12 protein-coding genes are annotated in these 12,323 nt (G+C 34.1%); 10 read left to right on the top strand and 2 right to left on the bottom strand.

What is annotated here, in order from left to right; all coding sequences use genetic code 11:
* Positions 1-57: 57 nt before the first annotated feature.
* From H6622_04985 to H6622_04950, 8 genes are all read left to right on the top strand, one after another.
* The gene (locus H6622_04985) at positions 58-459 is read left to right on the top strand and encodes a hypothetical protein (GenBank protein ID MCB9060857.1); all 402 of its coding nucleotides are present in this window, start codon (positions 58-60) and stop codon (positions 457-459) included.
* A gap of 55 nt (positions 460-514) precedes the next feature.
* Positions 515-1,543 (top strand): tRNA preQ1(34) S-adenosylmethionine ribosyltransferase-isomerase QueA, encoded by a 1,029-nt coding sequence (queA, locus tag H6622_04980; protein MCB9060856.1) that lies wholly within the window; start codon positions 515-517, stop codon positions 1,541-1,543.
* A gap of 2 nt (positions 1,544-1,545) precedes the next feature.
* Positions 1,546-2,661 (top strand): tRNA guanosine(34) transglycosylase Tgt, encoded by a 1,116-nt coding sequence (gene tgt, locus H6622_04975; protein MCB9060855.1) that lies wholly within the window; start codon positions 1,546-1,548, stop codon positions 2,659-2,661.
* 9 nt (positions 2,662-2,670) lie between these two features.
* Positions 2,671-3,027: a preprotein translocase subunit YajC gene (yajC, locus tag H6622_04970; GenBank protein ID MCB9060854.1), complete on the top strand. Its 357-nt coding sequence runs from the start codon at positions 2,671-2,673 to the stop codon at positions 3,025-3,027.
* Between the two features lie 19 nt (positions 3,028-3,046).
* A complete protein-coding gene (locus H6622_04965; GenBank protein ID MCB9060853.1) occupies positions 3,047-3,247 on the top strand; it encodes a twin-arginine translocase TatA/TatE family subunit in 201 nt (66 codons plus the stop codon).
* 149 nt (positions 3,248-3,396) lie between these two features.
* Positions 3,397-5,100: a protein translocase subunit SecD gene (gene secD, locus H6622_04960; protein MCB9060852.1), complete on the top strand. Its 1,704-nt coding sequence runs from the start codon at positions 3,397-3,399 to the stop codon at positions 5,098-5,100.
* An 11-nt stretch (positions 5,101-5,111) separates the two neighbouring features.
* Positions 5,112-6,014 carry a protein translocase subunit SecF gene (secF, locus tag H6622_04955; protein MCB9060851.1) on the top strand — a complete coding sequence of 301 codons (903 nt, stop codon included), beginning with the start codon at positions 5,112-5,114 and terminating at the stop codon, positions 6,012-6,014.
* 12 nt (positions 6,015-6,026) lie between these two features.
* Complete coding sequence (locus H6622_04950) at positions 6,027-6,908, top strand: hypothetical protein (protein MCB9060850.1); 882 nt, start codon at positions 6,027-6,029, stop codon at positions 6,906-6,908.
* Here H6622_04950 and H6622_04945 read toward each other — a convergent pair.
* Positions 6,905-8,470 carry a hypothetical protein gene (locus tag H6622_04945; protein MCB9060849.1) on the bottom strand — a complete coding sequence of 522 codons (1,566 nt, stop codon included), beginning with the start codon at positions 8,468-8,470 and terminating at the stop codon, positions 6,905-6,907. The genes H6622_04950 and H6622_04945 overlap by 4 nt on opposite strands.
* Before the next feature lie 352 nt (positions 8,471-8,822).
* Here H6622_04945 and H6622_04940 point away from each other — a divergent pair, with 352 nt between their 5' ends.
* Positions 8,823-9,128 (top strand): integration host factor subunit beta, encoded by a 306-nt coding sequence (locus H6622_04940; protein MCB9060848.1) that lies wholly within the window; start codon positions 8,823-8,825, stop codon positions 9,126-9,128.
* 316 nt (positions 9,129-9,444) lie between these two features.
* The gene (locus H6622_04935; protein ID MCB9060847.1) at positions 9,445-11,340 is read left to right on the top strand and encodes a response regulator; all 1,896 of its coding nucleotides are present in this window, start codon (positions 9,445-9,447) and stop codon (positions 11,338-11,340) included.
* Positions 11,341-11,353: 13 nt separating this feature from the next.
* Here the strand turns inward: H6622_04935 and H6622_04930 are convergent, their stop codons facing one another.
* Entirely contained in the window at positions 11,354-12,103 is a 750-nt protein-coding gene (locus H6622_04930) for a transporter substrate-binding domain-containing protein (protein MCB9060846.1), read from the bottom strand.
* Positions 12,104-12,323: the final 220 nt, after the last annotated feature.

Raw genomic sequence — 12,323 nt, 5'->3', positions numbered from 1 at the left:
GGCCTTCTGTTAGCTTTCTGATCAACAAGGATTTCAGGTGGTTATCGGAGGTCATTTATGAAAACAGCACTATTTCTTACATTATTAAGTTTCTCAACATTTGCAGCAGGTGAGAAAATCGAAATCTACGTCGATGGGCTACAACCAACTGACACTATCAATCTTACTCAAAAAGATAAAATGATCTTAGAAGATGCTGGTGTATATATGAATTTTGCAATTTATGCTGATGGCGGGCCAGTACCTGTAGATGCAATATATGCTGATGGTGATATGGTTCCTGATATCGCACAAAAAATTGATGAACAGTGTGAGCTTTATCAAGTTGAAGATAAAATCAGTCTGTGTCAGGTAAATAAGAAAGTGATGATCGGACTTGATCCTTTTGATTATAAGGATATTTATGGTGACGGTGGACAGACTGCATACTGTATAAAATGTGATTATCCTCTATTTTAATTTTTTATTATTAGTTCAATACTTTGGCCTCACTCAGTGAGGCCTTTTTAATTTTATGGCCGACTTACTGCTTGATTCATACGACTACGCCCTTCCTCCTGAATTAATTGCCATTAGACCACTGGCCCGTAGAGATAATTCTAAACTTCTTGTCTTTTTTCAAAAAAATAATGAGATCCTGCATACAACATTCTCTGAATTACCAAATATCTTACAAAAAAACGATCTCATTGTGAGAAATCAGTCAGAAGTCTTCTCCTGCAGAATAAAGGCCAGAAAAAAAAGTGGTGGAAGTGTTGAAATATTTTTTCTAACTCCTTTTGCAAATAAATCTGGAGAATTCAGGGCGCTTTTGAAATCTAATGGAAAAAAAAGAATAGGCGATACTCTATATGCACATGAATTGACCTTTGTCATTAATGGGAGAAATGAGTATGGGGAGTTTTTCCTAAAAAACGCACAGAATGATCTCTCTGATTTTTTAAAAAAACATGGACTTGTTCCTATTCCTCCTTACATCAGAAAAGGTGCAGCTGATTTTAATGACGAGCAAGATTATCAGACCCATTTTGCTAAGTACACTGGATCAGTTGCTGCTCCCACAGCTGGACTGCACTACACTAAACATCTAGATCAAAAATTATTAGACAAGGGTATTGAGATCGCAAATGTCACTTTGCATGTAGGGCCAGGCACATTTTCTCCTGTAAGTTCTACTCATTTAACTGATCATAAAATGCACACTGAAGAATACTTTATAGAAAAAAAAGATTTGGAAAAAATCCGAGAGCATAGAGGAAGAATAATTGCAAATGGAACCACAACGCTAAGAGTATTAGAGTCAATTTACAATCAAGAAATCCTCCCAGATACTATCTATTCAACTAATATATTTCTACATCCAGGCAAAGATATAAAATCTGTTGATGGACTTATTACTAATTTTCATCTACCAAAATCAACATTACTAATACTCGTTAGTTGTTTGATTGGTAGAGAAAAAACCTTAGAACTCTATTCAGAGGCCATAAAACAAAAATATCGCTTTTATTCCTATGGCGATGCTATGTTGATTTTGAGGTGATTATGCAATTTTTTAAACTTCAGGCACAAAGTGGTCAGGCCAGGGCAGGACTTATTAAAACGAATCATGGTGAGATTGAAACCCCAATTTTTATGCCAGTTGGTACGAGGGCCAGTGTGAAAACATTATGGCAAAACGAACTAGAGGATCTTGGTGCACAAATCATCCTTGGAAATACATATCATCTTTACCTTCGTCCTGGACATGAACTTATCGAAGAAGTTGCAGGCGACTTACATGGATTTATGAGTTGGAATAAACCTATTCTAACTGATAGTGGAGGCTATCAAGTATATTCATTATCAGATATTAACAAAATATCAGAAGAAGGTGTCATTTTTCAGTCTCATATCGATGGTTCTAGACATTTAATTGGGCCTGAAAAATCTATGGAAATTCAAAAGGCGTTGGGTAGTGATATTGTCATGGCATTCGATGAATGCCCCGCTCTACCGGCCAGTAAAGATAAATTAAGGGTAAGTATGGAGCTTACTCTTCGATGGGCAAAAAGATGTAAAGAGTATCCTTTAAAAGAACATCAGTTTCTTTTTGGAATCATTCAAGGTGGACTTTTTAAAGATTTAAGAACTGAGTGCCTGGAGAGATTAGATGAGATGGACTTTCCTGGTTTAGCATTAGGTGGACTATCTGTTGGTGAAAAAAACGATGAAATGGTTGAATTTTTAACTAGCTTCACACCGCTAATGCCTTCTCATAAACCAAGATACCTCATGGGAGTTGGAACGCCTTTGGATATACTTAATGGAATCAAGGCCGGAATCGATATGTTTGATTGTGTATTACCCACAAGAAATGCTCGAAATGGTCAGTTTTTAACAAAGTATGGGCCACTAAATATTAAGAAACTAGTTTTTAGTAAAGACACAAATGCGCCAGATCCCGATTGTAGTTGTAGAGTTTGTGTTCGGTATTCGCGTTCTTATATACGACATTTATATACAGTAGGTGAATATTTAGCTGGTCAGATGATTTCATATCACAATATTCATTTTTATTTAAATATGATGAGAGAAGCGCGTCAATCAATTCAAAATGATTCATTTGACCTTTTTTACCAACAATTTTATAAAGATTACACATCGAATAAGTATCGCTAAGGAGTGAATATGTTAGAGTTCATTATTTCAAGTGCAATGGCCGAAGAGGCCACAAAAGCTGCGGCCCAAAATCCCAATCCCATTATGCAATTTGCCCCATTTATCTTAGTTTTTGTCATTTTTTATTTTCTCATGCTTAGGCCACAGAAGAAAAAAATGGAAGAAGAAAAACAATTACTCGAATCCCTTAAGGCCGGTGATGAAGTCTATACAAAATCAGGTATTATTGGCGAAATTAAAGGGCTCACCAATAAAATAGCTACAATTGAAACTACTGAAGGTGTAAAAATTAAAATTCTTCGTTCTCAAATAGGAGGACTGGCCAAAACGATATTTGGGCAGGAAAATAACACAGCAAAGAGTTAAACCGATAAAGGAGATATCTATGTTTGGTCTTGGCGCTGGAGAGATTCTCATTATTTTTGCATTGGCACTTATTTTCATTGGTCCAAAAAAATTACCAGAACTTGCCAAAAGCCTTGGTAGGGCCGTCTCTGACTTTCAGAAGGCAAAATATGACCTTCTGGATGATGTTGGTAAAGGCCAGGATCTTATTGAAGAACCTAAGGAAAAAAAACAGTCTTAGGTTTTTTCTCATTTTTCATTCATAAGTCTCATCGTTGATAATGCATAGTGTGTATTTTTTCAGTAAATTACACACTTGCCATCAGCTATTAGTCAATTTATCATAACGGACTAGATTCTTAGGTTTTTTTCTTACAAATGGGGTTTTTGATGAAGAGAAGCTGGTGGACTCGTTTTATTTTTTTATTACTTTTTACATGCCTATCCATCGCGGCCATCTTGCCAACAATTTTTGATTTTAATGAAAATAATAACAATTATTTCATATCCTCCAAGATAAATTTGGGCCTTGATTTACAAGGTGGGTTGTATATGGTTCTTGGGATCGACTTCAAAAAAGTTTATAAGGATGAGGTCGCTACATACGCTAAAAAAATTGTAGACCTCTTAGGAGATTATGAAACTAAAGCAGAAATAGGAAAACTAGATTTGGCCGATCCTCTTGATCCTAAACATACTATAAACCTTCTAGATCCAAACAAACTTAAACAAGCTGTAGACCAAATTAAAAAATCATTTCCAGGTTTGCTGAGAATAACTGGTGAAAATGCTGGAGAAATACAATTTGCACTCTCAAATGTACTTAAAACACAAATTGAGGAGCAATCTGTAACGAAGTCGATTGAAGTTATTCGTAACAGAATCGATGAATTTGGTGTCACCGAACCTGAAATTGTTTCTCAAGGAAATGATCGTATCGTTGTCGCGCTACCTGGTGTTAAGGATATTGAACAGGCCAAATCCCTTATCGGTAAAACTGCTCAGTTAACGTTTAGGGTAGTCAATGATAATGTCGGCCTTGGTGAAATTAATACTTGGCTAACCAAAGCAAAAGAAGCCGGAATTGAATATAAAAAAGGTGAAAAGTTTTCTAATTACCTTGATAAATTAAATTCTTTCTTAAAAGATGATTTACCAAAAGGTTTTAGCCTTGCTTTCAAAAAAACTTTATCTAGGTTGAATAACAGCGTTGAAAACATGGAACCTTTTGTTCTCAATAATGATGTAAAACTCACTGGAGATCTGCTGCAAGATGCATTTACAACTTTCGGACAGGAAGGAATGCCAATCGTTTCATTGTCTTTTAAAACCCGTGGTAGTAAAGTTTTCGAAGAATTGACAGGTAACAATATAGGCAAACGTTTAGCAATAGTATTAGATGGTAATGTTTATTCAGCTCCATCAATTAGATCAAGGATTTCAGGAAATGCACAAATCGAATTAGGTCGAGGCAACACTCAACAAATTCTTAAAGAGGCCAGGGAACTTGCAATGGTTCTTAGGGCCGGTGCTCTTCCTGTGCAACTAGATTTTCTTGAGCAAAGAACCGTTGGACCAAGTTTAGGGCATGACTCTATAGAGAAAGCTCGATTGGCATCAATCATCGGTTGTGCACTTGTATTTATTTTCATTTGCTTTTACTACAAAATTTCTGGATTCATCGCCCTTACAACATTGGCCCTCAACGTGCTTTTCATTTTGGCCGCACTCGTCGGACTAGAGGCCACTCTCACTTTACCAGGTATTGCAGGGATTGCCCTTACTATCGGTATGGCCGTTGATGCCAATATTATTGTCTATGAGAGAATTCGTGAAGAAGTACGAAAAGGTGTGGGAAATTATAAGGCCGTTGAAAATGGTTTCGCACAGGCATTCTGGACCGTTCTAGACGCTAACTTTACAACCGCCATGGCCGGTATCTGCCTTATAAATTTTGGTACAGGCCCTATTAGAGGTTTTGCTGTGACATTACTCATTGGAATAGCCGCCACTGTGTATACCTCATATTTCGTAGGAAAAATGCTCTTTGAATTGTACATGAACAAAGTTGAAGGTGAAGACCTAAGTATTTAATGGAGATAAGAATGATTGATTTCGCACCAAAAAAACAATTTAATTTTGCATCCATGTTTGGGATGACTTCGACTGTTTCATCAATACTTGTTGTACTTTCACTTATCGCTCTTTTCTCCAATATGAAATACGGAGTAGACTTTAGTGGTGGTGCAGAAATACAAGTAAAATTCAATGAAAAAGTACCCATGGGTGATATTAGAAAACTCATGGATAGAGAAGGGTTAAAAGGTACTCAAGTCCAGTCCATTGGAGAGGCCAATGAAAATGAAGTCCTCTTAAAGTTACAAGGGGATGAAACAAATTTGAATCAAATTTCTGAACAAGTTCAGCAAGCACTCGCAAAAAATTTCTCAGAATCGGGTGCAAATATTAGAAAGGTTGATATCGTTGGTCCCAAGGCCGGATCATCCTTGAGATTGTCTGGATTTCAGGCCATGGCATGGGCCCTCATTGCGATTATGATCTACATTGGACTAAGGTTTGACTTCAAGTATTCACCTGGCGCCATTATTGCCTTATTTCATGACGTAAGTATAATTCTCGGTATCTTTGCTATCACTGGCACAGAATTTACTCTACAAGTTGTAGCTGCTTTACTTGCTGTGATAGGTTATTCAGTCAACGATACGGTTATTGTCTATGATAGAGTTCGAGAACATGAGCAAAAACTCCCGGAGGGCAAACTCTCTGATCACATAAATTTGGCCGTGAATGAAACCCTATCCCGTACAATATTGACTTCTGGAACGACGTTGTTTGTTTCTTTATCGATGTTCTTTTTTGGAGGACAGGCCATCCGAGGCTTTTTCTTTGCAATTACATTAGGTGTTATAATTGGAACATATTCTTCAATTTTTATTGCAGCACCCATTACTTTATTTTTTGATAGACTGAAAAATAAATCGGCCTAAGGCAATTAGGAGATGATATTTCCACTTCTTTTTGTCTTGTTATCTGCTTGTTATCCAATACAATCATGGGCCAAACAAGATACAAGATACAATTCTGACTTAAGTGAAGAAGAAGTATATCAAATAAAAAGAAGAGAATATCTCAAAAAATATCTCAAAAATCCCAAGGATTTAGATGCTCTTGGAAAACTTCAAGAGCATTCTCAAAAAAACAAAATGCAAAAAGATTCTGAAGGAAGTGGTGAAACGTCAGATTTTGAAAATATTGATGTTGAAAAATTAAGAAGCTTATCCCCAGAGCAAATTCAAGAAATGCTCAATCAATTAAACCAAAAAAATGCCCTAGTTCCTCAGAATGAAAAAGTACCAAATATTAAACAAATGGAAAGTAACCTCGATCAAACTCTGCAAAAATTAATGAATTCTCAAAATCTTCTGGGTAACAGCGAAACTAAAGGAACTCAGGATATGAAAAACTTAGTGTACGCTTCTCTTCGTACATTTCAAAATTATTCAGAAAAAGATCTCAAGAAACTCATTCTTGAGAGATCTGAGGGTTCACAACTTCATAAGATTTTCCTTAAATGTGATAAATGTTTAACTTTTTCTGCCAGATACTTAAAAGATAAAGAAGCTTTTCCAAAAATTGCTGAAATTCCTGGCCAAAGAAAATTGCTAACCTATTTTTTAATCGCAAATATTATTCTCTTTATTCTCAAATTTTTTATAAAACGTAGAGACAATAAAAAATACTTCAGATGGCAACAAAAATTTGTTGCAAGCTTAAGACGCTCCTTTCTCATTGTTGTGGGCCGATTTGCACTCTTTATCTATTTTTTAGGGCCGTTTTTTAAACCCTCTTACGATGTTTTCAAAAGTGTTTTTTTAAATTAATTTCCAATAACATTCGGGATACAACCAATTCTTTTGTCTGGTGGAGGGAAATTTGTCCTGATCCCAGAATCATTCTGATTCTGGGATGAAAGCTCGCTGAATGACTTAATTTTGTAAACTTTTTGATGCGCCTGTGCCTGAGTAGGATTATCACTCGGTGGCCAATGAAAATAGATCGTTCTTTGCGTGGCGAGCTCTTCATTTGGAGTTTTTAGTTGTCCATTCTCATAATAAAACCAAATTTTTTTAAGAAGACCCTCTCTAATAAAGAGATAGTCAGGGCTTGCAAGTTGGGGGACTCCATTTTCATCCAATATTGGATCTCCATTCTCATCTGATATATATTCTGGCTCTCTTTGAGCAATATAGAGGGCCTCTGTTTCCACGGAAATAAGCTCTCCAAGAATCTTAAATATGGGTCTTGTTTCGTCTTGGTAATCTTCATACTTTGGACAATATACTTTTGTTTTTAGTAAACCATTTTCGCTGAACTGATTTACAAATGGTTGCAAAAGAAATCCCAAGCGACTTGAGGACTCTTCTACTGGAGAAGTAAACCACTTGAACTCTTGAAAATAAGATGGTGTTCCGCTTGTGGACTGGCCATATCTATTGAGAAGCTCATCTGATATAAACTCATTGATATCTAAGACATTTGTTTGATCCGTATCAAAAAAACGTGGATCGGATGAACTCCATAAGTGAAATCGCCACTCAAATGGCGTAAGTTCAAATCTTGGAATTCCGCTTGAGTCGTTTTCTCCATAAATTCTTCGATCATGACAAACTCTATAATCAGAACCAGGTGGCATAGGCGTAGGCTCATTGTTTGAAGGAAAATAAAAATGCACCCGACTCGCATAATTATAATAATTATCTGACGATTGTTGAAAACCTTTAATATCTAAACAAGAGTATTGAGAAATCGGTGTAAAGGGAAGCAGAGCATATGATGTCGTATCAATATCAGGATTTTTCCTTCTAACTTGCACGATATCTGAACTTGCACCAGATTTTATTTCAATTAGTGAAATTTTGTAAGTTTCATCGTATTTTAATTGGTTAGATACATCAAATTTTACCTTGTTATTATCACCATAAAATACAGGAACATCTGCATACGAGGCACCATCATTTCCTTCAACTTTTAATTGGCAAGTTGGAGTCGTTACTCCATCATTGATTTCTTGAGTACACCAATTAGATACAGTTCCAAATTTTTGAAGAACATTTGCGCTTAAATCAAAGCTCAAATATATCGTCGCTTTTGAATCAGTTTTATCTGAACAAAACGATTCACAGTTTTTTAGTGTATCATTCTTACCATTTAAACAAACACAATAATCCTCACGAATAAGAATTTCACCACTTGGACGTGTTTCAACTATCGTCTCTTCAGTTTCTTCGACAGGAACATCATCGGTTGTGTTGGTATCTTCAATATATGGTTTAAAAGTTTCACGTCTATTTGTACTACGATCTTGAAGGTCAACCAAACAAGAGTTTAACAGACAGAGAAAGACAAAATGTAAGGGTAAAAGTTTAGATATAGTTGTTCTCATAGTCCCCTAATTCTCCCCAAATTCATATCATTCTACTCGGCATTATGGGCCCTAACTTGACCTAAATACCAGGTAATCATAGCTAATATTGTACCTCGATAGCGGTTATTTTATGGGAGGACATTTTCTTCGTGAGATTTTTGTTGTAGAATCAAGGGGTTACATGTGCCCAAGGTTTTTTTTAGAAACCTTGGGGCCAAGAACTCTGACCATTATTTGTGGCAATGGAAAGAATTTTCTTACCCTTTTGAAACGTAAATTTATGATATATTTAAGAAGTATTATAAATTAAGAGCTTAGCGGTTCCCACCGATAGGTAAGTCAAACGTTTTGAACACTTAAGGAGTAAACGATGACTAAGGCAGATTTAATTGCAGCGATTGAAAAGCAGGCCAATTTGACTCACAAACAAGCTGAGCAAGTGGTAAACATCAGCTTTGATAGCATGATCAAGTCTCTCTATGGAGACGAGAGAATTGAAATTAGAGGATTTGGATCTTTCGCCAATAGAAACTATAAGGCATATGAAGGAAGAAATCCTAAAACCGGAAAAATTGTAAAAGTTCCACCAAAAAAAGTTCCATTTTTCAAAGTCGGAAAAGAACTTAAAGAAATGGTAGATGCAGGAAAAGATAAATACGTAATTAGAGAAGCCTAATTATGTATTAATTGATAGTATTGTTCCAGTATAATATATAAAGGTGGGACAATATCAACCGATAGGGGATTAAGCTAAGGATTCCCCTATGGGTTTAAAACGAAATGTAAAAAAATTATTTTTTCTTTATCTTACTTTTTTTAGTAGTCGTAAAATTTTATTTCAAGAAAAACTCTTCAAAATGGTCCTTATCAACATTTTTAGACAAAAAGTAAAATCTGTCATTTTTATAAAAACATATCAACAATTTGGGAAAAAAAAATTTTAGAAAATATTGAAACAATTCAGCACTTTTTGAGGCAATCGAGCTCTAAAAATGAAGTTTAAAAAAATAAGAAAAACATTGAGTTTTCAGTTATTAAAATCAATATTTGGTTTATATTTTGTTCTGGCCATATTAGTAACATTTTTTCAAATATATTTAGAATATAAAAATACAGAAAGAAATATCCAAAATGAGTTAGATAGAATTTCATGGACATTTAATTCTTCATTAACAAATGCTTTATATGATTTAGATGAAGATTTAGTTAAATTAATTCTTGTTGGAACTACAAAAAATAGTGTCGTAGTCGGGGGAAAAATATTAGATGAAAAAAATCAAATTATCCATTCAGTAGGGGGGACAGATTTTAAAAATAACAAAAGTTTTTTTGAAAAAAGAATTAAAATTGAAAAAAACATTGTTATGGAAAGAGAAGGAGTTACCTTCCATTTAGGGAAACTGATATTATTTTCAGACAATAAGGTTATATTTGAAAGAATCCGCTATGGAGTATTTTTAATAATTATATCATCAATAGTAAAAACAACTCTTCTATGCTTGGTTTTGGTGTTTTTTCTAAGAAAATATCTCAGTATTCCACTATCAAAAATGACAAATGAATTAGATAATCTAGATCAAAAACACTTGCGTTTGATTGAAAACTTACCTTCCTCTGATAATATCGGTGAAATTTTAAATCTAAAAGAAAGCTTTAATTCTCTTATTATGAGACTTAGACAATCCAATATGGAAATTGAAAACTACAAGGATCATCTTGAAGATACTATCAAAGTTCGAACTCGTGCTCTAGAGAGGGCATTAAGTGTGAAATCACAATTTCTGGCCAATGTCAGCCATGAAATACGAACTCCATTACATGCAATAATGGGAATGGTTGAACAGCTTGGAGATACAAAGTTAGATAATGACCAAAAAGAAATGCTCGAAATTGTAAAGGGATCTTCATCTGGTCTATTGGGTATCGTAAATGATATATTAGATTTTAATAGTGTGGAAAAGTCTGAATTAAAAATTATTAACACCACAACAAATCTTAAAATTCTCATTCAAAATATTGCAACGTTATATAAAATGGACTGCGATAAAAAAGGTCTTCACTTAATTATTAGTATCAGTGAAAGTTTTCCAGATTCAGTGAGTATTGATGCTATTCGAGTGAAACAAATTCTCAATAATCTTATAAGTAATGCAATAAAATTTACTAATGAGGGGGAAATAGAAATCTCTTTAAACAATCGAAAAAAACAGCAAGGTAATGAGATCGTAATATCTGTAAGAGATACTGGAATAGGAATTTCACAAAATAATAAGAAAAAACTATTTAATATTTTTACACAAGAGGATGGAAGTCTGACTCGTAAACACGGAGGAATGGGAATAGGACTAAGTGTTGTCTCCAAACTTGTTCATTTAATGGGAGGGAGAATTCACTTTGACAGTGAAAAAGGAAGTGGAACCGAGTTTTTTGTAATTTTTCCTATCGTTGAAGAAGAGATATTAGAAAAAAATATTGATCACAATTTATCTGAAGACCTTAGTTCAAAATTCTCAGTGTTAATAGTTGAAGATAATTTAGTGAATCAAAAATTGGCTAAAAAAATGTTGGATAAATTAAATATTCGTTTTGAAATAGCAGATAACGGTCAGAATGCCATTGAGTTGGCCCTAAAAAATTCTTACACACATATTCTAATGGATATTCAAATGCCTGTTTTAGATGGAGTTTCAGCAACAAAAAAAATTATCTCAGAATTAGGTCAAAAGAGTCCTATTATTTTGGCATTAACAGCGAATGCATTCAATGAAGATAGACAGAAATGTCTAGAGGCCGGAATGAAAGGTTTTTTAACAAAACCATTAGGAATGAATGAGTTAAAAATTGCCTTAACAGAAAGTTATAATAATGAGATGAAAAAAGTTTCGTAAATGCTTGTAAAAATTATTTCCAATCCTTAAGGCCATACTTTTTTAATATCTTTTTCAATGAACCTGAATTTCTCATTTTTCTGATAGAAATATCAAAATCTCTGGCCAGTTCTTGTGATAGTTTATGGTTGTTAGGATTAAGACCTAAATAGAGCAATTGTTCAGTCACACAGCCAAGGTTTTTAACTTTTGAGTTTTTGTGTTTTTCAGATCGTGAAACTTTGTATTTAAAAACTGTAGGTTCATACCAAAAAGCGTCGTAGCGATTTAAGTTAATCATCCTCATGACCCTGTCAAAGTATTCGTCATCTATGGAGAACTCTTTAAACGTTTTCTCATATTTTTCTTTGCCCCATTTACTTATATATTCGTTCTCTAGGCCCCAACCATTAAAAACGATAATATGTTTTCCTTCAAATGAATCAAGTTTATCAATTTTCCAATTATTTTTTATTCCAAAAAAACAATCTTTTTGGACAGCAATTTCTTCACGAGGAAATATAAGTCCTGGAGCTTCTGATTTTGCAGTAGAAATTATACCATCAGTTGTTCCAGATTTAACGCTATTTACAGCTCTGGCCCAAGGCATACTCACAAATTTTACTTTATGTCCGGCCATAGAAAGTGATTTCTCAGTGATGTCTGTGACAAATCCTTTTTCTTTACTATTTGTGCACATAAAAGGACAGACCTCTGTGATACTAATTGTTATATCAGCAGTATGAAGAATCGGAAAATAAAAAAAAATTAAATACTTTAACAATATCGATCTCCCTTGATTAATTATATTTTAAAAACTATCTAATATAAAGTAAATATACCTTATTGAAAGATTGAGATCATCTAGATTTTGAAATTGTATGTGATGGATATGATTTCAAGTATTGATAAAATTTATGTCTATATTTTGTCTACAACGTAATGAATTCATTAAACATAATCTATATCTAACTTTTTAAAACATATATTTTCCAGGTCTAACA

The sequence above is a fragment of the Halobacteriovoraceae bacterium genome, assembly GCA_020635115.1.
Classification (GTDB): domain Bacteria; phylum Bdellovibrionota; class Bacteriovoracia; order Bacteriovoracales; family Bacteriovoracaceae; genus JACKAK01.
Note: the sequence above shows the minus strand (reverse complement) of the source record. Positions and strands in the feature narration are given on the sequence as shown.